The 18,817-nt window shown below is 72.2% G+C and carries 16 protein-coding genes; 5 read left to right on the forward strand and 11 right to left on the reverse strand.

Translation table 11 applies throughout. From position 1 onward, the window contains the following. Positions 1-98 precede the first annotated feature (98 nt). A complete protein-coding gene (gene metE, locus AN215_RS18970; protein WP_070011905.1) occupies positions 99-2,435 on the forward strand; it encodes a 5-methyltetrahydropteroyltriglutamate--homocysteine S-methyltransferase in 2,337 nt (778 codons plus the stop codon). Between the two features lie 180 nt (positions 2,436-2,615). Here the strand turns inward: metE and AN215_RS18975 are convergent, their stop codons facing one another. Together AN215_RS18975 and AN215_RS18980 are read right to left on the reverse strand one after the other, a co-directional pair. Beyond that, the gene (locus AN215_RS18975) at positions 2,616-3,395 is read right to left on the reverse strand and encodes a CbtA family protein (protein WP_070011906.1); all 780 of its coding nucleotides are present in this window, start codon (positions 3,393-3,395) and stop codon (positions 2,616-2,618) included. Between the two features lie 15 nt (positions 3,396-3,410). After that, positions 3,411-3,644: a CbtB domain-containing protein gene (locus AN215_RS18980; RefSeq protein WP_070011907.1), complete on the reverse strand. Its 234-nt coding sequence runs from the start codon at positions 3,642-3,644 to the stop codon at positions 3,411-3,413. A gap of 293 nt (positions 3,645-3,937) precedes the next feature. Between AN215_RS18980 and AN215_RS18985 the strand changes: the two genes are divergently transcribed. Next, positions 3,938-4,528, forward strand: coding sequence for a histidine phosphatase family protein (locus AN215_RS18985; RefSeq protein WP_070011908.1), 591 nt, complete (start codon positions 3,938-3,940; stop codon positions 4,526-4,528). Positions 4,529-4,555: 27 nt separating this feature from the next. On the opposite strand, the gene AN215_RS18990 is transcribed toward AN215_RS18985, so the two are convergent. The 8 genes from AN215_RS18990 to AN215_RS19025 form a co-directional block, all read right to left on the reverse strand. Continuing rightward, positions 4,556-5,008, reverse strand: a complete 453-nt coding sequence (locus tag AN215_RS18990; protein WP_070011909.1) for a VOC family protein — start codon at positions 5,006-5,008, stop codon at positions 4,556-4,558. 109 nt (positions 5,009-5,117) lie between these two features. Further along, positions 5,118-7,013, reverse strand: a complete 1,896-nt coding sequence (gene nhaA, locus AN215_RS18995) for a Na+/H+ antiporter NhaA (RefSeq protein ID WP_070011910.1) — start codon at positions 7,011-7,013, stop codon at positions 5,118-5,120. Between the two features lie 107 nt (positions 7,014-7,120). Beyond that, entirely contained in the window at positions 7,121-7,651 is a 531-nt protein-coding gene (locus AN215_RS19000) for a TerD family protein (RefSeq protein ID WP_070011911.1), read from the reverse strand. A 177-nt stretch (positions 7,652-7,828) separates the two neighbouring features. Further along, positions 7,829-10,237, reverse strand: coding sequence for a M20/M25/M40 family metallo-hydrolase (locus AN215_RS19005; protein ID WP_070011912.1), 2,409 nt, complete (start codon positions 10,235-10,237; stop codon positions 7,829-7,831). Then, the gene (locus AN215_RS28770; RefSeq protein WP_079123186.1) at positions 10,234-11,169 is read right to left on the reverse strand and encodes an SDR family NAD(P)-dependent oxidoreductase; all 936 of its coding nucleotides are present in this window, start codon (positions 11,167-11,169) and stop codon (positions 10,234-10,236) included. The genes AN215_RS19005 and AN215_RS28770 overlap by 4 nt, the downstream gene beginning before the upstream one ends. Next, entirely contained in the window at positions 11,169-12,491 is a 1,323-nt protein-coding gene (locus tag AN215_RS19015) for an MFS transporter (RefSeq protein WP_070011913.1), read from the reverse strand. Before AN215_RS19015 ends, AN215_RS28770 begins: the two co-directional genes overlap by 1 nt. After that, positions 12,491-13,468 (reverse strand): polysaccharide deacetylase family protein, encoded by a 978-nt coding sequence (locus tag AN215_RS19020; RefSeq protein ID WP_070011914.1) that lies wholly within the window; start codon positions 13,466-13,468, stop codon positions 12,491-12,493. The genes AN215_RS19015 and AN215_RS19020 overlap by 1 nt, the downstream gene beginning before the upstream one ends. 126 nt (positions 13,469-13,594) lie before the next feature. Beyond that, on the reverse strand, positions 13,595-14,578 hold the full coding sequence (locus AN215_RS19025; RefSeq protein ID WP_070012103.1) for an Lrp/AsnC family transcriptional regulator: 984 nt from the start codon (positions 14,576-14,578) through the stop codon (positions 13,595-13,597). Positions 14,579-14,851: 273 nt separating this feature from the next. Here AN215_RS19025 and AN215_RS19030 point away from each other — a divergent pair, with 273 nt between their 5' ends. Next, positions 14,852-15,289, forward strand: coding sequence for a DnaJ family domain-containing protein (locus AN215_RS19030; protein ID WP_070011915.1), 438 nt, complete (start codon positions 14,852-14,854; stop codon positions 15,287-15,289). Between the two features lie 332 nt (positions 15,290-15,621). Here the strand turns inward: AN215_RS19030 and AN215_RS19035 are convergent, their stop codons facing one another. Beyond that, a complete protein-coding gene (locus AN215_RS19035) occupies positions 15,622-15,921 on the reverse strand; it encodes a hypothetical protein (RefSeq protein ID WP_070011916.1) in 300 nt (99 codons plus the stop codon). A 290-nt stretch (positions 15,922-16,211) separates the two neighbouring features. On the opposite strand from AN215_RS19035, the gene AN215_RS19040 reads away from it, so the two are divergent. Then, complete coding sequence (locus tag AN215_RS19040) at positions 16,212-17,972, forward strand: sulfatase family protein (protein ID WP_070031206.1); 1,761 nt, start codon at positions 16,212-16,214, stop codon at positions 17,970-17,972. After that, positions 17,923-18,738, forward strand: coding sequence for a response regulator transcription factor (locus AN215_RS19045; protein ID WP_245694549.1), 816 nt, complete (start codon positions 17,923-17,925; stop codon positions 18,736-18,738). The genes AN215_RS19040 and AN215_RS19045 overlap by 50 nt, the downstream gene beginning before the upstream one ends. The last annotated feature ends 79 nt before the right edge of the window (positions 18,739-18,817 follow it).

Here is an 18,817-nt window from a genome sequence, read left to right on the forward strand (position 1 = left end):
GCACAGGCGGGCAGCACGCGTGGATGCGTGCCGCCGCGTCGCCTCTCCTCCCTCGCCCGTACGCCAGGTCACCGGCGGGACTCGCGAAGGAGAGTTGAGTGACACCCAAGTCCGCAGCCGCGGCATCGATCGCGTCCATGAGGCCCCTGGCCACGGTCCACGGATATCCGAGACAGGGTCCCGGGCGCGAGCTGAAGAAGGCCGTCGAAGGCTACTGGAAGGGCCGCGTCACCGCCGAAGCGCTGCGGGAGACCGCGGCCGGGCTGCGCCGGGCCAACTGGCAGCAGCTCAGGACCGCAGGCGTGCGCGAGGTGCCCACCGGAGACTTCTCCCTCTACGACCATGTGCTGGACACCACCCTCATGGTCGGTGCCGTACCCGACCGGCACCGGGCCGCGCTGGACGCCGGCGCGCTCGACGGCTACTTCGCCATGGCGCGCGGCACGCAGGACGTCGCACCGCTGGAGATGACGAAGTGGTTCGACACCAACTACCACTACCTCGTACCGGAGTTGGGGCCGGACACCGTCTTCGCGGCGGACTCTTCGAAGCAGCGAGGAGAACTGGCCGAGGCACTCGCCCAGGGCCACGACGCCAGGCCGGTCCTCGTCGGTCCCGTCACGTACCTGCTGCTCGCCAAGCCCGCGCCGGGCGTCGCCGCGGACTTCGAACCGCTGTCCCTGCTGGACCGGCTGCTGCCCGTCTACGCGGAGATACTCGCCGACCTGCGCGCGACCGGTGCCCGCTGGGTGCAGCTCGACGAGCCGGCACTGGTCGCCGACCGTACGTCCGCGGAGCTGAACGCCGCCGCACGCGCCTACCGCGATCTGGGCGGGCTGACCGACCGGCCCGCGCTGCTGGTCGCCTCCTACTTCGACCGTCTCGGGGAGGCCCTGCCCGTACTCGCCAAGGCACCCGTCGAGGGACTGGCGATCGACTTCACCGGGCCGGCCGCCGCCAACCTGGAGGGTCTGGCGCTGGCGGGCGGGCTGCCCGGCAAGCGGCTGGTCGCGGGGATCGTGGACGGGCGCAACGTGTGGATCAACGACCTGCAGCGGTCGCTCTCGACGCTGGCGTCGCTGCTGGGGCTGGCCGGCCGCGTCGATGTCGCGCCGTCATGCTCGCTGCTGCACGTACCGCTGAACGCCGCGATCGAGCGCGACGTGGACCCGCAGGTGGCGCGCTGGCTCGCCTTCGCACGGCAGAAGGTGGAGGAGACCGTCGCCCTGGCGAAGGGCCTGCGCGAGGGCACCGACGTCATCGCCGGGCTGCTGCACGCCAACTCCTCGGCTCTCGCCTCCCGTTCCTCCGCCGCACTCACCCGCGACCCGGCGGTACGGGCCCGTACGGCGTCCGTCACCGACGCCGACGGGCGCCGCGCGCAGCCCTATCCGCAGCGCGCCGCCGCACAACGGGCCCGGCTGGGTCTGCCGCTACTGCCCACCACCACGATCGGCTCATTCCCGCAGACCGGCGAACTGCGCGCCGCACGAGCCGACTTGAGAGCCGGACGACTCGGCTCGGAGGACTACGACAAGCGGATCGCCGAGGAGATCCGCGACGTCCTGGCCTTCCAGGAGGAGGCCGGCGTGGACGTGCTGGTGCACGGCGAGCCCGAACGCAACGACATGGTGCAGTACTTCGCGGAGCAGCTGAACGGATACCTGGCCACCCGGCACGGCTGGGTGCAGTCCTACGGCACCCGCTACGTACGGCCCCCGATCCTCGCCGGCGACGTCTCCCGTCCCGAGCCGATGACGGTGGAGTGGACCCGCTACGCCCAGTCGCAGACCTCGCGCCCCGTCAAGGGCATGCTCACCGGCCCGGTCACCATGCTGGCGTGGTCGTTCGTACGGGACGACCAGCCGCGGGCCGAGACGGCACGCCAGGTCGCGCTCGCACTGCGGGACGAGGTCGCGGACCTGGAGGCAGCCGGCACCGCCGTCATCCAGGTCGACGAGCCCGCGCTGCGCGAGACGCTGCCGCTGCGCGCCGAGGGACGCCCCGCGTATCTGGCATGGGCGACTGAGTCGTTCCGGCTGGCCACCGGCGGCGTGCGTGCGGACACGCAGATCCACACGCACATGTGCTACGCGGAGTTCGGCGACATCGTCTCCGCCATCGCGGATCTCGACGCCGACGTCATCAGCCTGGAGGCGGCCCGCTCGCACATGCAGGTCGCCGGTGAACTCGCCGCCGCCGGCTATCCGAACGAGGTCGGCCCCGGCGTCTACGACATCCACTCCCCGCGGGTGCCGGACTCCGATGAGGTGGCGTCGCTGCTGCGCAAGGGCCTCGGTGCGATCCCGGCGGAGCGGCTGTGGGTCAACCCGGACTGCGGTCTGAAGACCCGCGGCTGGCCGGAGGTGCGTCAGGCGCTGGAGCACGTGGTCGAGGCGGCCCGGACCGTACGGACGGAGGTCGTCCGGGACTGACGCGTCGTCCGCCAGGGCGCCGGGGCCGGGGCCCGCGACGCCGGACGGCCTCCGGCATTCGGCCTCCGCCAGGTTCTACGCCCCTGCGGGGCCCCTGAGAAGCGGGCTCCCTGAGAAGCCGAACGCCGCTGCCGGCACCCTTCGCGGGGCCCGGCAGCGGCGTTCGTGCGGGCGAGACCGTCAGTTCGCGGCGGGCGCCGCCGCCGACGGCGACTCCATGCCCTTCTCGTCGCTCTCAGCGCGTACCGCGGATCCCAGGGCCCGCTCGGCGAGATGGCCGAACGTCAGCCCCAGGGCGGACCACAGCACCAGGTGCACGGCGAGCGTGGAGACGCGGAACTCCCACAGCAGCAACGCCGGGAAGTGCTTGGGAAGTTCACTGAGGGACGGGAGGAAGGCGTAGGCGAGCCCGACGGCGGACGCGAAGCCCGCCACGGCGGCCACCGTCGCGTACCAGTTGCCCAGGCGAGGTGCCAGGCGCTTGCCGAGGGTCGTCGCCGCGACGGCCAGCAGCAGGCTCAGCAGCACCATCAGGAAGTACAGAGCCGTGCGCTTGTCGAGGCTCGCCGGATCGCCCACGGACGGCGGGTTGGCCGGGTACTTCAGGAACGGCACCAGGTACACGCATACGAACGCGGCACCCGAAAGCAGCAGCGCCGTCGCACGCGGACCGAAGCGGCCCACACGCCCCAGCGCGAAGCTGAAGGCGAGCGAGGCGATCCCGCCGATGGCCACTCCGTAGACGAGGAGCGCCGTGGCGAGCCCCGCCGTGGCCTGCATTCCGCGGGTGACGAGCGGTGCCTCGCCGCCGTGCTCGTGCGAGTGCGCCTCTTCGTAGGCGATGGCCGCGTCGATGTGCGGCTCACCCAGGAAGTAGGCCGCCACGAGGGCGAACAGCCCGGCGACGAGACCGGCGAGCATGCCGCGTACAAGGAGGGTCCTCACGGTGGAGGAGTTCATCGTGCGCCTCCCCGCTCAGTGGCAGGGGAAGCCGAGGAGGTGGCGTCCGTCGTGGACCCACTCGTGCACGCCCATGCCGGAGATGAGGGACGTGGCCCCCTGCTCCGCGCCGACGAAGTACAGCAGGACGAGCATCAGCAGACCGAAGAAGAAAGCCCACGGAAGGATCGCCTTGACCGGCAGGGTCGCGGGAACGGCTGTGCCGGGAGCGGAAGTCACGGAACTGGGCGGGGCGATGGACTGTGCCATGGCAGGACCTCCTGTCGGGAACTCGCGTCCCTGTCGGTGGAGCTCGTGACAGCACAGCGGGTCTGGCTCGCCCCCGCCCGTACGCTGCGCACGGCAGCGGACCGGAAGAAGGGGCATACAGTGGCGCGACCGCGCCGGAGTCTCACCGGCTTCCGCCCTGCCGTCGTCGGTTTGTACGAGCGGAAGGTACCGCGACTCCGCCTGCCCGGCCAAGGCCGCACAACCCGGGCATCTGGACGCCATGTGATCAACTCCCGTGAGGAAAGCCGCCGTTCACGGGGGAGGAGAGGCCGATGACTACGCGAGTGACTTTGATCTCGCCCGCCCGCAGCGAGTCGTCCGAGGAGTTCCGTTTCGACGACGGGCGTCCGCTGAGCGCCGCCGGGCTGCGGTCCGTGCGGGAGGCACGCACGGCGGCCGGTGCGCTGCTGGCGGCCGCCGTGCGCACAGCCGTCTCGCCGTCGCCGCGCTGCGCGCAGACCGCCGAAGAGCTGGGCATCGCCGCAGCCGGACCGGCCGACGAGCGGCTGTCCGGCTGCGCGATGGGCCGCTGGCGTGGTCTGACGCTGGAGGAGGTCGGCGCCGCCGAACCGGAGGGCGTGGCGCGGTGGCTCTCCGATCCGGGCGGCGCTCCGCACGGCGGGGAGTCCGTCGAGCAGCTCTGTGCCCGGGCGGAGGATTGGCTGACGGAACTGGCCGAGGAGCAGGGGCGGGTGCTGGCCGTCGTGGAACCCGACGTCGTGCGCGCCATGGTGGTGTGCGCCCTCGGCGCACCGGCGCGGGGCCTGTGGCGGGTGGACGTCGCACCGCTGACGGTGACGGAGCTCAGCGGCCGCTCGGGGCGCTGGAACCTCCGCGCGGGCACGGCACTGACCGCCGGGTAGGGGAAACCCTCGGGTGCCCCCGCTCGCTCAGCCCGTGGTCGCCGGCGGGTCGGCGAAGATGCCTTCCAGCATTCCCGTCGCCTGTCCGACCTCGATGAGGTGGCCGTCGGGATCGCGGACGTAGCAGCGCAGCTCGGCCTTGCGGTCGATGGGAGGGGTGAGGAACTCGGCGCCCCTGGCGCTCCATTCGCGGTAGCACTCCTGGATGTCGGCCACCCGGATGTTGAGGAAGGCGGAGACGGTGTCCGGGTCCTCGGGCGGCCGCAGCGTCACCCCGGGCTTGTCGGGCGTGGGGCCGCCGCCCGGATTCATGATGAGCCAGCCGTTGGCGAGCCTGACGATGCATGGGTTCTCCTCCAGCACCACGGTGCCGCCGAGCACGTCCGAGTAGAACGCACGTGACCGCGCCACGTCCCGCACGGTCAGGAAGTGGGTGAGGAGGATGCCCGTCTCCGGGGCGGGCAGGTCTTCGCGTCGCACGGTGTCGGTCTCCCTGCTTCAGTGGGTGTCCTGGCAGCGTATGGACGCCTCGGCGGCCGTCGCCGCAGTAACACGCGGCAAGGCGCGGCGACACGCGGCGACAGGGCCTTCACCCGCCGATGTCGGCGCGCAGCCGCGCCGCTCGTACCGCCGCGTGCAGGCTCGCGCTGTCGTACGGGCCGTGGTGGCGGCGGCCGTTGACGAAGAACGTGGGCGTGCCCGACACCCCGCTCTCGTCCGCGGACTCGATGTCCTCGGCGATCCGGTCGGCACCGGCGCGGCTGCGCAGATCCTCACGGAAGCGGTCCGTGTCCAGGCCGAGCACCTTGGCCTGGCGGATCAGCATCGCCACGCTCGTCTCCTCCTGGTTGGCCAGGAGCCAGTCGTGCATCTCCCAGAACGCGCCCTGGGCCCCGGCCGCCTCGGCCGCCTCCGCCCTCAGCTGCGCGTTCGGGTGGACGTCCGTCAGCGGCAGATGCCGCCACACATGGCGTACGTCGTCGCGGCCGCCGAGCAGCGCGCGGATCACCGGTTCCGCGCCGGCGCAGTACGGGCATTCGTGGTCGCCGTACTCGACGAGCGTGACCGTGGCGTCGGACGGGCCGCGGATGTGGTCGCGCTCGTCGTCGACCCCGGTCGTCAGATCGGTCAGGGGCGCGGACGTGCCCAGCAGCGCGCGGCCCTTGAGACGGTGCGGCAGCAGCGCGGTCGCGCGGGAGACGGCCAAGGTGAGGAGGCAGGCGGCCAGCGCCGCGCTCAGCACGCCGACCTTCGCCTCGTTCAACTCCTCGCCTTCGAAGGCGAGCTCGGCGATGAGGAGGGCCACGGTGAAGCCGATGCCCGCCAGCGTGCCGCCGCCCGCGACCGCCGCCCAGCCGACCGAGGGCCGCAGCCGGCCGCCGCTGAGGCGGGTCATCAGCCAGGAGAAGCCGAGGACGCCGGCCGGCTTCCCCAGCACGACGCCGGTCAGGATGCCGAGGGTGACGGGCGAGGCGAAAGAGCGGGCGAGAAGCTCCCCGGTGATCTGCACGCCCGTGTTGGCGAGGGCGAAGAGCGGGACGATCACATAGCTCGTCCAGGGGTGGAAGAGGTTCTGGAGACGGTCGTTGGGCGAGATGGCGGCGACGAGCCCGACGCGCGCCGTGCGCGCGAGTTCCCCGGTCGGCTGCTCGCGGAAGAGCCGGAAGAGGCCGCTGGCGCGTTCCAGGTCGCCACGCGACGCCGGGTACGCGTACGTCAGCAGCCCCAGCACCAGGCCCGTGACGATGGGATCGACCCCGGATTCCAGCATCGCCACCCACATGACCGAGCCGAGCAGCGCATAGACGAAGCCGGAGGTGACGTTCGCGTACCGCAGCGTCAGGACCAGGGCGAGAAGTCCGCAGGCCGTCAACAGCGGTACGAGAGCGATGTGTTCGCTGTAGACCAGGGCGATGACGGCGAGCGCGACGACGTCGTCGACGACGGTGACGGTGAGCATGAACGTCCGCAGCCGCCGCGGGAAGCGCGGCCCCACCAGGGCCAGCATGCCGAGTGCGAAGGCCGTGTCCGTCGACATGGCCGTACCCCAGCCCTGCGCGGAGCCGCGGCCGGCGTTGAACGCGAGATAGATGGCGACGGGGACGAGCATGCTGCCGAGCCCCGCGACGACGGGGAGTGCGACCCGGCGCCGCTCGCGCAGATCGCCCATGTCGAACTCGCGGCGGGCCTCCAGCCCCACGACGAAGAAGAACAACGCCATGAGCCCGCTGTTCACCCAGTGGTGCAGGTCGAGCGAGATCCGCTCGTCCGCGATGCCGGCGTACAGCTCCGTCGACCACACCCGCTCGTACGAGTGGAAGTCGACGTTCGCCCAGATCAGCGCGATGAGGGTCGCCGCCACCAGAACCGCCGCGCTGCCCGTCTCGGTGCGCAGGAACCGGCGCAGGTGGACGGTGGACCAAGGGGTCCGTCCGGTCTCACTGCCGGAAGCCGCGGACTCGGAAGACCCCTTGGAATCGCTCATTCCGCAAGTCTGTCCCAGCAGCCGCACCGCAGCACAGAAGCCGCGGCTGTGCGTCGCAGCGGCGATGGCGCGGCGGCCATGCCGGGACGGGCCACCGGGTGGACCCGTCAGCCGGGTCCGCGGCCCATCTCCCTCGCGAAGGACTCCGGTTCGGTGTCGAAACCGGTGACCTTGTTGCGCAGCTCCCACGCCCCGCCGTCCGTGCGTACGAACTCCGCCACGGTCGCCGCCGTCGAGGCCGCCACTCCCGCGAAGTCGTCCGCCGCCAGTTTGGTGTAGCCCTCGGAGATCTCCACGAGGGTGTTGGACACGTCGCCGAACGTCGTCCGCCCGCCGCCCTGCTGGATGGCCACGCCCACGACGACACGCGCGTAGGAGGGCGCGAGACGCTCCAGCTCCAGCGTCATGGCCTCGTCGGGACCGAAGCCCTGGCCGGTGCGGCTGTCCCTGCTGAGCGTGATCGTGCCGTCCGGTGAACGGCTGTCGAAGTGGACGAGGTAATCGGGGTCCCCGTGCGGATCGTCGCCGGTGTAGGTGGCGGCGACGAGGTCGAGATCATGAACCGGCGCACCCATGGGACTCGGGTCCCACTTCAGTGTCACCTCGACCTTTTCGAGACCCTTGCTGAGACTGCTCACAGACATCCCCCTCCTGGTCCGGGACCAGCGTTGATCCGGCCGTTTGGCAGGGTCAACTGTACTGCCGGGGCGGGGGGTTGAAGCAGGGCGTCCGAGCGGCCGGGACCATCTGAGGGACCGGCACCCGGACTGTCCCGTGCGGTCACCCCACCCCGTACGGCCCGGCCTGAAGGGGCGTCACCCGGCGAACGCCGCCAGCACCCCGGCCGTGAGCGCGGCGCGCTCCGTCATGCCGCCGACGGTCGTGTGCTCGGTGCGGGCGTGTGCGCCCCCACCGACCGCGCCCAGGCCGTCCAGCACGGGCACGCCCGCCGCGAGCACGAAGTTGCCGTCGCTCGCACCGCCCACCGAGGTCTCCCGCAGATCCAGGCCGAGAGGCCCGGCGCAGGCGCGGGCCAGTGCGTAGAGGTGTGCCACCTGCGGAGTGCGTTCGAAGACCGGCCGGTTCCACTCGCCGGTGACCGTCACCTTCGTACGGGGATTCACCGGGCAGAGGGACGAGAGCGCCGCCTCCATCCTCTTCTGCTCGGCCGTGGAGGCCACCCGTATGTCGAAGTCGGCGACGGCCTGCCCGGCGGTGACGTTGCTGCGCGTACCGCCGTGCAGGACACCGACGTTGACGGTGGTGCCGGCCACCGGATCGCTCAACGCGCCCAGCCGCAGCACCTGGTGAGCGGCCTCCTCGACGGCGCTGGCTCCGGCCGCGGGGTCGAGTCCCGCGTGCGCCTCCACGCCGTCGACGGTCAGGCGGAAGAGGCCGACGCCCTTGCGGGCCGTCTTGACCGCGCCGCCGGCCGCCGCCTCGAAGACGAGCGCGGCACGCGAACCCGATGCCTCGGCCACTATGGCGTCGCTGGAGGCGAGGCTGCCGGTCTCCTCGTCCCCGTTCAGCATCAGCGTGCAGGCGGGGCGCGGCAGTCCGAGCGCGTCGAGTGCGCGAAGGGCCCAGACCGCCTGCACCAGCCCGGCCTTCATGTCGAAGACGCCGGGGCCGGTGATCTTCTCGCCGTCCCGCCGGAACGGCCACCGGGCGAGGGTGCCGGTGGGCCACACCGTGTCGTAGTGGGCGAGCAGAAGCACGGGCAGAGCCGTGGCGGCGGCGGGGGCCCCGCCGCCGTCCGGGTGGGCGTCCGCCGGTGCGTGGCCGGCGGCCGGGTAGCGGCGTACGACGACGTCGCCCGCGTCCTCGCGCTCCAGCCGCTCCTCGGTGACCCCCGCGGTGCCGGGCGCGCCGAGGGACTCGTCCAGCCAGCCGCGCAGCCACTCCAGACAGCTGCCGAGCTCCGCCCGGTCGTCGCTGGAGCTGCCGTGCGCGGTGTAGGCGGCGAGGTCCCGGACCATCTCCTCGCGGTGCGTCTCCAGCCACTGCCGTACGGAGCGGGCCTCGGCCGCGCTGAGCCGCGGTGCGGACGGCAGGCTGCCGGGGGCGGCGACCGCGTCCGGGCGGTCAGGTCCGTCCGGGGCCGGACTCGCAACCCTGGACGGCGGGTTGTGCGCCGCCGCGAGGCGGTCCAGGTCGTCCAGGCGTGACTCCGACATTCCGCCGGGATCCTGCTCCAGCTCCCGCAGCCCGTCGATGACGGCACGCAGCACGGGCGTCGCGATGCCCGCGCGCTCCGCCTCCTCGAACACGGTGGCGTAGTGCGTGGTCACCTCGACGGGACGGCGGCGCACCGCGATGTCGCGCCAGATGCCGCTGCGGTCCTTCGGCTGCGTGCGCAGCCATGCCGTGAGCCGGTCGGTGGCGGCGTCCCGTACGGCCGGGGGAGCGTTCCTGCCGAACGCCTGTGCCTCGAAGGCGTCGAAGGGCTCCAGCCGTACGTGCAGCGCTTCGGCGACCGCGAACACCTCACGCACCAGCGCGTACATCGCCCCGCGGTGACGGTCGATCAGTCCTGCCATCGCGTCGTCCGCGAGCGACGTCGCCGCGAGCATCGCGCCGAAGCCCGCCTTCGCCCACAGATAGCCCTCGACGTTGTCGGTCGCGCGGGCCGGACCCCAGGCCTGAAGATCCTCGACCAGCCGGCGGACGCGCTCCGAGACCGGTGCGCCGCCGGGCTCGCCGACGACGAACGCGCCGGGTCCGCCGTCCCGGATGACGCCCGGGGCCGTCACGTCCGCGAAGATGTTCACGAACGCGGCAAGGGTGCGCTCAGCGCCGACGTGTTCGGCGACGAGCGCCTCGTTGAAGCCGTTCTGTACGGAGACGACGTAACCGCCGGGCGCGAGTCTCGGGGCGATCCAGCGCATCGCGTCGTCGGTGGCCTGCGCCTTGACGGCGAGCAGCACACGCGACAGCCGCCGGTCCTGCGGGCCGCCGTCGCTGTTGCCGTCACCGTCGCCGTCGCCGTCCGGGGGTCCGTCCGGCTGCCGGTCGTCGAACTCCTCGGGGGTCGTGGCGGACACGCGTACGGCGGTGAAGCGGCCGCCGCCGTGGTCCACCGTCAGGCCGTGCTCCCTGATCGCCGCGACGTGCCCGGCGTCGGAGTCGACGACGGTGACGGGACGACCCGCGCGGGCGAGGCTGTGCGCGATGGTGCCGCCGATGGCTCCGCCGCCCACGACGGTGTACGCGTCGCCGCTCATACGGTGCTTCCTTCCGTCTCGTCGTGCGTGGCGTGCGCCGGTTCCGGGGGCTCCGGGGGCCACAGCCGTGGCAGGTGGCCCGCGCCCGTGCCGGAGCCGCCGTCGACGCGGAGGATCTCGCCGGTGATCCAGGCGGCCTCCTCGCCCGCGATCCAGCGCACGGCGAGCGCGATGTCCCGCGGAGTGCCGGGCCGGCCGAGGGGGTTGGCGGACACGGCCGCCGCGTACCGGGGCGCCACCGGATTGCAGCCGCTGCCGACCGGTACGAAGCCGGGGCTGACCGCGTTGACGCGGATGCCGTGCGGGCCGAGTTCGAGGGCCGCCGCCCGCGTCGCCATCTCCAGCGCCGCCTTCGAAGCGGCGTACGGGCCGCCGCCGGGACGCGCCCGCAGCGCAGCGCCCGAGGAGATGCTGACAACCGACGCCGGACGGGACGCCGCCACCGCGCGGCGGGCCAGCGCGGCCGTGGCCAGCGCCGGGGCGCGGGTGTTGAGGGCGAAGATCCGGTCCCACAGTCCGGCACCGGCTGCTTCGGCACGGGTGGCGGGGCTTTCCTGCCTGGCGCCGTCCAAGTCCGCTTCCGTCTCCCGGTCCGCTGCGCCGTCCAAGTCCCAGTCCGCGTCCACGTCCGCGTCCACGTCGATCATGTCGAGCGACGGGTAGATGCCGGCGGCGTTGACGAGGACGTCGATGCCGCCGCGCGAGTCCCAGGCGCGGCGTACCGCCTCACCCGGGCCACGTGTGTCCGCCAGGTCCACGCACACCTGCCCGGCGTCCAGCGCCGACGCCGCCGCGGCGAGCCCGCCGGGGTCGACGTCGACGAGGGTCAGCCCGGTTCCGGCGTCCCCGGCGAAGGCCTCCGCGACGGCACGGCCGATGCCTCCGGCCGCGCCGGTCACCAGGACGTGCCTGGACCCGGGGGCCCGCCCCATCAGTCGAACTCCTTGTTCTTCGTCTCCGGCATGGTCAGGTAGACGACCAGCGAGACCAGAGCGGCCCCCGCGACGTACAGCCACACCATCCCGCCGTGACCGGCGTCGTTGAGCCAGGTCGTGACGTAGGGAGCCGTCCCGCCGAAGAGGGCGACGGCGAGGGCGTACGGCAGTGCGATGCCGGTGGCCCGCACCTCCGGCGGGAACTGCTCGGCCATGATCACCGCGCAGTTCGCGGAGTAGCCGAGGATCAGCAGCATGCCGGTCAGCTGTACGAAGAAAAGGCTGGCGAAGCTGTTGCTGAGCAGGTGCAGCAGTGGCCAGGACAGTACGACGAAACCGCCGGCGAAGCCCGCCATCGTGGGCTTGCGCCCGATGCGGTCCGACAGCTTCCCCACGAACGGCAGCAGCGAGATGAAGATCGCCAGGCAGAGGGTCTGCGACAGCAGCGCCTTGTCCATGGGTATGCCGGTCGCGAGGTTCGCGTACGTCGGCAGATATGTGATCCACACGTAGTACGTGAGAGTGCCGGCGATGGTGATGCCGACGACGCGCAGCGCGGCGAGCGGGTGTTCGCGGAACATCGCGGCGAGCGGATTGCGGCGCGAACGTCCGCTCTGCGCCGCCTTGTTGAAGGAGTCGGTGTCCTCGACGGAGACGCGCAGCCACAGCCCGACGAGGCCGAGCAGACCGCCGATGACGAATGCGAGGCGCCAGCCCCAGGAGTGCAGCGCGTCGTCGCTGAGCGTCGAGGTGAGCACCGTGCCCATCAGCGACGCGATGAGCGTGCCCGCGCCGACGGAGACCTGCTGCCAGGACCCTGCGAACGCGCGCCGCCCGGCCGCCGCGGACTCCACCAGGAAGGCCGAGGAGGAACCGAACTCGCCGCCCGCCGAGAAGCCCTGCAGAAGCCGGGCCAGGAGCAGCACGACGGGCGCGGCGACGCCGATCGTCCCGTAACCGGGGGTCAGGGCGATCACGAAGGACGCCCCGGCCATCAGCCCGACGGTGAGCGTGAGGCCCTTCTTGCGGCCGAAGCGGTCCGCGTACGCGCCGAGCACGGCGGCGCCCACGGGCCGTACGACGAAGCCGACGGCGAAGACGGCGAGCGTGGAGAGCAGTGCGACGGCGCCCTCGGCCTTCGGGAAGAACACCTCCGAGATGACCTTCACGAAGATCGAGTAGAGCGCCCAGTCGACCCACTCGACCGTGTTGCCGACCGTGCCGGCCAGGATCGCCTTGCGCTGGGCGCGCGTGAGCCTGCCCGTGGGCGGCGGTGCGCCGCCGGGACCGGTGGACGCGGGAGAGGTGCCGGTGCTCATCAGGGGCGCTCCGTCGGTGAGGTGGGTGGGGTGTCGGTGGCCGGTGCGGTGCCGGGGGTGGGTGCGGCGGGCCGGGCGAGCTGTTCGCGTGCCGCGCGGGCCAACTGGTCGTGGGTGGCGAACCAGACGTCGCGGTGGCCGCCGATGTGGTCCAGCAGTTCGCGCAGGATCACCAGGCGCGACCGGTGGCCGATCACGTGCGGGTGGAGGGTGAGCTGGAAGACCCCGCCCTCGCGGTAGGCCGCGTCGAACTCGTCCTTCCAGATCTCCAGCACGTCCCGCGGGCGGGTGTAGGGGCGCAGCGCGCCGAAGCGGTCCATCGTGAAGTACGGGGCGTCGTCGCGGATCCAGTCCACGGGGATCTCCACCAGGCCGGTCGCCGTGCCGTTCGCCAGCACCTCGTACGGTTCGTCGTCGGCCATGAGGGACGAGTCGTAGAGGAAGCCGAGATCGAGGACCGTCTGCAGCGTGGAGCCGGAGAAGTCCCAGGAGGGGGTGCGGATTCCGGTGGGCGTACGCCCGGTGATGTCGGAGAGCGTCTCCAGGGCGCGGAGGATCAGCGTCTGCTCGTCCTCGGCGCCGAGCAGGGTGTTCCGCTCGTGGATCCAGCCGTGCACGCCGACCTCGTGGCCCTCGTGCACGTAGCGCCGTGCCTCGTCGGGGTGGAGGAGGGCGGAGACGGCGGGCATGAAGAACGTCGCGGGCGCGCCGTAGCGCTCCAGCAGCTCCAGCACTCGCCCGGCGCCCTTACGTGCTCCGTACTCGCCCTGCGCGAGGAGGCCGGGGCTGGTCTCGCCGTCGCGGAGCGGGATCGTCTCGTGGTCGGAGTCGAAGGAGAGCGCCACCGCGGCCCGTGCCCCGTCCGGCCAGCTGGGCGGGAGCAGCCCGCGCCCGGTTCGTACGGCGTCGACGTGGCCACGCCAGACGGACTCGGGCCACTGCCACGACGGGGTGGACCGGTGATCGTGAGCGGACATGATGCCTCGCAGGGGCTCGGGAATCGGGCCTGGGAATCGGGGCTCGGTTTCGGGGCTCGTACGTACGGAGGGGCCGGGGTGCCGGGGTCGCCGGGGGTCGGCCGGGGCGTCGGCCAGGGGTGACCCCTAGGCCTCGAACTGGTCCATGCGGGTCCACGCGCCCTTGAGCGTGACGAGATGGAGCGTGACGTCCGAGCCGTTGAGGCCCGGCAGCGCGCCGATGACCTCGTCGGTGTAGCGGAAGAGATCGGTGCGGCGCGGCAGCACCATGTGGCCGACCAGGTTGAACCGGCCCGTGGCCGCCGCGAGGAACTTCGTCCCCGGATGCTTGGCGAGCTGCCTGCCGGCGGCCTCCAGTCGTCCGGGGTCGATGGAGAGCCAGAGCATGAACTCGGCCTCGTAGCCGAGCAGCGCCGGCTCCGCGAGGGTGCGGAACTGCAGGCAGCCCCGGCCGACCATGCGGTCCAGCGCACGGGCCACGCTGGACTCGCCGCGGTCGAGGTTGCGGGCGATGGTCGTGACGGGAAGCCGTCCGTCCGTCGCGAGTTCACCGACGACGGCGCGTTCGAGTTCGGTGAGCGGCTGCGGGGCCTTGTCCCAGTCGACCCGCTCGTACGCGGGTGACCGCGCGGGACGGAGGTCGGCCACCGCCTCCTCGGGCAGCAGCCCCGTGTCCCACATCGCCGCCGAGGTGAAGGTGCGGATGACGGCGACGTGCTCGGTGCCGGCGATGAGGTGGGCGCCCGGCAGATCGGTGTAGAGCAGCCGCAGCAGCTCTTCGTTGTCGCGGGCGACGAAGTCGACGATCAGGTCGGCGGTGCCCGTGACGAGCGCGAGGAACCGGGCTTCCGGGCACTCGGCCAGCAGTTCCGCGAGCTCCAGCCCCTTGCCGGGGCGCGCCTGCACGCGCACCAGCATCGATGAGCCGCCGCCGGTGCGGTCCAGCTCGACGGCGCCGACGACGTGGAGGAGCTTGCGCTCGCGCAGGGTGTTGAAGCGGCGCTGGGCGGTGGATTCGCTCGTCTCCGCCCAGCGGGCTATGCCTGCCCAGGGCGCACGGCCGTTGAGCTGGAGCGCCGCGATGATGCGGCGATCCAGCGCATCGATCATGTCGGCGCTCGCTCGCGGGGTCATGGGCCGGACGTTAGGCAGCGGCTCCGGGAGCGTCAATGCCGGAATTCTTCATTCAGAGCCTGATCAAGCCTGTGATCCGCCGTGTGCGGACTAATGAGGGAAGAGAACAGCCAGTCTTCGCGCCTGTGTGACCTCCGTTACGGCATGGGGGATTCCGGCGGAAGAATTTCCGGGAAGTCGCTTGTCAGGGGCCTGCCGGAGGTCTGGCGCCGCACGTCCGCGCCCGTCCGGGTGCGGGACAATGGCCCCATGACCGAACGGAAGCCGCCGGGCATCAACTTCGAGTCCTGGGTCGACAGGCAGATCCGCGAGGCGGAGGAGCGCGGGGCCTTCGCCGATCTTCCGGGCGCGGGCAGGCCGCTGCGGGACGGGAACGCCCCGTACGACGAGAACTGGTGGCTGAAGCAGAAGATGCGCGACGAAGGTCTGTCCCATCTGCCGCCCACTCTCGCGCTGCGCAAGGAGGCCGAGGACGCGCTGAAGGCGGCCTCCCGCGCACGGTCGGAGAAGGAGGTGCGGCGGATCGTCGGCGGGATCAACGACAAGATCCGCGAGGCCATCCGGCGTCCGCTGTCCGGCCCGCCGCTGAACCTCACGCCGTACGACGTGGAAGGCGTCGTGGCCGAATGGCGCGAGGGCCGGGACAGCCAGGCCCGGGACCGCGAGGAGAGCGGCCCCGGCGCCTGACTCCGGCGTCGCGGGTGCGGCTGAGGACGGTCCGCGAAGTCCCGCCCCGGACTCCGTCCGGGCGGGGGTGCCCGGGGGCACGCTCTGGCTGCGCCGGGGACCCCGCCCAGGCCGGAGGCTCTGGGGGCCGGCGAGGGGGAGTGCCCCAGCGCTCTCGCCCCCTGGGCCCGGAGGCCCGGGTGGTGCACCACTCTCCGCCTTGCACCTCCCAGTACCGCTGGGATGGAGGTCCCCCGGCCGTGCCAGGGGGAGCGCCCCCGGCGCGCACAAGACCCCGCGGCCCCGCCCTACCGGGGGCAGCATCCCGGGCCGGAAGACCCCGCGGCCCCGCCCTACTTGGCGGGTGCGCCCTGCGGCAGCAGCGAACGGACCAGCCCGCACGTCGTGCCGGACGGCGGCCGTACGCCGATGCGGGCCGCCGTGCGGCGGATCGTGTGGTCACGGGCCTGACGCGGCGTGTAGACACCCGAGTCGAGCAGGGCGATGGCTATGCGCATCGCCTTCAACTGGCGGTTGTGCGAGACATACCACTCGCGCGGGCGGCCGGCCGGAAGCCGCCTCCTGGGTGCGGAGGCGGACGGGAAGGCAAGCGGCAGAGGGGGATTCGGAGTGCTGGCTGTGGCTGCGGTCATCGGCGACCTCCGTGAACGTCGTTACGTGGGTGACGTGTTGACGTACTGGCGTGGCGACACGCGCTGACTGGCGACGTGCTGACGTGGTGAACAGGCCCTGGAATCCGCGTCGTTCTGGTTCCCAGAATACCGCCCGGCACTGACAACGAAGCCGCTGACATCCCTGGTCACAAGGGATGCCCGGCGTCCCGGCCGGTGCGCTGACCGCATCCGTACGCTGCCTTCACACTCCTCGAACACACCTGTCCGATGCTGGCTCCGAAGGGACCGACGAGGAGAGGGGGAAGGCGATGCGGCGCAGCCCGGCGAGGCCCGTTCTGGCCTGCTTGCTCGGCCTGCTTCTGCTGCTTCCCGCGACGGCGGGGTGCAGCGCCGGAGCGGACACGAAAGAGGGCGGGAAGCCCAACGTGCTGATGGTGATGACCGACGACCAGTGGCTGGAGTCGATGCGGACCATGTCGCGCACGCGGGAGCTGGTGGGCGACAAGGGAGTGACCTTCGACCGCTACCACCCCTCGACACCGCTGTGCTGCCCCTCGCGTTCGACCTATCTGAGCGGGCAGTTCGCGCACAACAACGGCGTACGGCACAACAAGGCACCGCAGGGCGGCTACGACAAGCTGAACGAGAAGAAGACGCTGCCGGTGTGGATGCAGAAGGCCGGCTACGTCACCTCGCACATCGGCAAGTACCCCAACGGCTACGGCGACAAGGACCCCGAGCACGTGCCGCCCGGCTGGGACGAGTGGCGCGGCTCGGTGAGCGGCTCGACGTACCGGATGTGGGGCTACCAGCTCAACGAGAACGGCAAGCTGCGCACTTACGGAAAGCCCGACGAGGAGGACCCGGAGCTCTACCAGACGGACGTGTACCGCGACAAAGGCGCCGACTTCATCGAGCGCAAGGCCAAGGAGGACAAGCCGTTCTTCCTCAGCCTCGCGTTCCTCGCACCGCACTCGGAGGGGAAGAAGGCGGGGGAGAAGCCGGACAGGAAGGCGGGTGAGAAGCGGGCCGGCGACGGGTCCGGGAAGCCGGAGGACGCCGGCGGCGGCAACCGCGGGCAGCCGAACGTCGGGGAGGCCCCTCGGCCCGCACCGCGCCACAAGGGCGACCTGGCCGGCGAGAAACTTCCCCGGGATCCGGCGTACGGAGAGGACGACATGCGGGACAAGCCGGCGTTCCTCCGTGAGCGTCCCGACCTCGACGCCGGGACCACCGAGCGGATCACGGAAAGCTACCGCGGACGTCTGGAGTCGCTGCTCGCGGTGGACGAGGCCGTGGAGAAGCTGATGGACACCCTTGAGAAGACCGGCCAGCTCGACAACACCTACGTGCTGTTCACCTCCGACAACGGGTTCTTCTTCGGTGAACACCGCGTTCCCACGGGCAAGTTCCTCGCCCACGGTGCCTCGGGACAGGTGCCGATGCTGATGCGCGGTCCCGGTCTCGACGCCGGCGGCCATTCCAAGGAGCTGACCGGCAACGCCGATCTGGCCGCCACCATCGCGGACATCGGCGGAGCGGACCCGGATCTCCCTCTCGACGGCCGTTCGTTGCTGCCGTACGGGCGCGACCCGGGCAGGCGGAGCGACCGCCCGGTGCTGCAGGAGATCGCGGAAGGCGCACGGCGCACCCCGGTCGGCACCCCTGCCGGCGGCGGCAGTTCGCCGTCGGCCGGTGCTCCGCCGCGCGACGACGTCTCCGCGGGGAGGGCCGCGGGCGCCGGGGACCTGGACCAGGACGGCGAGGCGTCGCCGCCCGCGGCGGGGAAGGACGGCAAGGAGGGCAAGGACGGCAAGCGACGCGGCGGTCAGAAGTCCGCGGCGTACGAGGCGATCCGTACGGACCGCTACCTCTACATCCGCTATGTCAGGGGCGGCAGAGAGCTGTACGACCTGGCCGAGGATCCGCACGAGCTGACCTCCCGCCACGGCGACCCCGCGTACGGGAAGGTCCGCACGTTCCTCGACGGCCGGCTCGACGAACTGCAAGGGTGTGCGGGTGCGGAGTGCCGGAAGGAGATACCGGAGGCGCCCGCGCCGGAAGAGTGAGAACCGCCCCGCCCCGCCCGGCACGCCGCCGGGCGGGGCGGGGACCGGCCGGTACCGGGCGGCGACGGGCGGAGGAGGAGTCCTGACAGGGCAGAACCGCGGTCTCGTACTCGTCGTCGAGGACGAGCCCGCGATCGCGGAGCTGGTCCGCACGTATCTCGTGCGCGAAGGCTTCACCGTGATGACGGAGTCGAGCGGTGAGGCGGCGCTCGCCGCCGCCCGCCGCCACCGTCCCGTCGCGGTGGTCCTCGACATCATGCTGCCCGACATGGAAGGCACGGAGGTCTGCCGGCGGCTGCGGAGCGAAGAGGACTGGACGCCCGTGCTGTTCCTCACCGCCCGCGACGAGGAGGTGGACCGGCTGCTGGGCCTGGAGCTCGGTGCCGACGACTACATCACCAAGCCGTTCAGTCCGCGCGAACTGGTCGCCCGCGTACGCGTGGTGCTGCGGCGCGCCTCCGGCACCGTCGCCGAGTCCGTACGCTGCGTCGGCCCGCTCAAGGTCGATGTGCCGAGGCGGCGGGCGTCGGTGGGGGACGAGCGGATCGAGCTGACCGCCACCGAATTCGACCTGCTCGCCCACCTGATGACCCGCCCGGGGCGCGTCTGCACGCGCAGCGATCTGCTGGCCGCGGTGTGGGGACACCGTTCGGACGCGGGCGCGCGCACCGTCGACGTGCACATCGCGCAGCTGCGGGCCAAGCTCGGGCCGGCAGCCGGGACGATCCGGACGACACGTGGTGTCGGATACAGCGCCGAGGAGTGAACCGCCCGCAGGGCGGGCGGAGTCGGCCGGTGCGGCCGCCGCCGGTCAGCCCGGTCGGGCCGGTCGGGCCGGGAAGCTG

This window comes from Streptomyces abyssalis (assembly GCF_001751365.1).
Lineage (GTDB): Bacteria > Actinomycetota > Actinomycetes > Streptomycetales > Streptomycetaceae > Streptomyces > Streptomyces abyssalis.

Excerpts from the sequence above, each read along its gene's own strand:
- AN215_RS18975 (WP_070011906.1), bottom strand. The coding sequence starts at position 3,395 with ATGAACTCCTCCACCGTGAGGACCCTCCTTGTACGCGGCATGCTCGCC.
- AN215_RS18980 (WP_070011907.1), bottom strand. The coding sequence starts at position 3,644 with ATGGCACAGTCCATCGCCCCGCCCAGTTCCGTGACTTCCGCTCCCGGC.
- AN215_RS18985 (WP_070011908.1), top strand. The coding sequence starts at position 3,938 with ATGACTACGCGAGTGACTTTGATCTCGCCCGCCCGCAGCGAGTCGTCC.
- nhaA (WP_070011910.1), bottom strand. The coding sequence starts at position 7,013 with ATGAGCGATTCCAAGGGGTCTTCCGAGTCCGCGGCTTCCGGCAGTGAG.
- AN215_RS19005 (WP_070011912.1), bottom strand. The coding sequence starts at position 10,237 with ATGAGCGGCGACGCGTACACCGTCGTGGGCGGCGGAGCCATCGGCGGC.
- AN215_RS28770 (WP_079123186.1), bottom strand. The coding sequence starts at position 11,169 with ATGGGGCGGGCCCCCGGGTCCAGGCACGTCCTGGTGACCGGCGCGGCC.
- AN215_RS19015 (WP_070011913.1), bottom strand. The coding sequence starts at position 12,491 with ATGAGCACCGGCACCTCTCCCGCGTCCACCGGTCCCGGCGGCGCACCG.
- AN215_RS19020 (WP_070011914.1), bottom strand. The coding sequence starts at position 13,468 with ATGTCCGCTCACGATCACCGGTCCACCCCGTCGTGGCAGTGGCCCGAG.
- AN215_RS19025 (WP_070012103.1), bottom strand. The coding sequence starts at position 14,578 with ATGATCGATGCGCTGGATCGCCGCATCATCGCGGCGCTCCAGCTCAAC.
- AN215_RS19030 (WP_070011915.1), top strand. The coding sequence starts at position 14,852 with ATGACCGAACGGAAGCCGCCGGGCATCAACTTCGAGTCCTGGGTCGAC.
- AN215_RS19035 (WP_070011916.1), bottom strand. The coding sequence starts at position 15,921 with ATGACCGCAGCCACAGCCAGCACTCCGAATCCCCCTCTGCCGCTTGCC.
- AN215_RS19040 (WP_070031206.1), top strand. The coding sequence starts at position 16,212 with ATGCGGCGCAGCCCGGCGAGGCCCGTTCTGGCCTGCTTGCTCGGCCTG.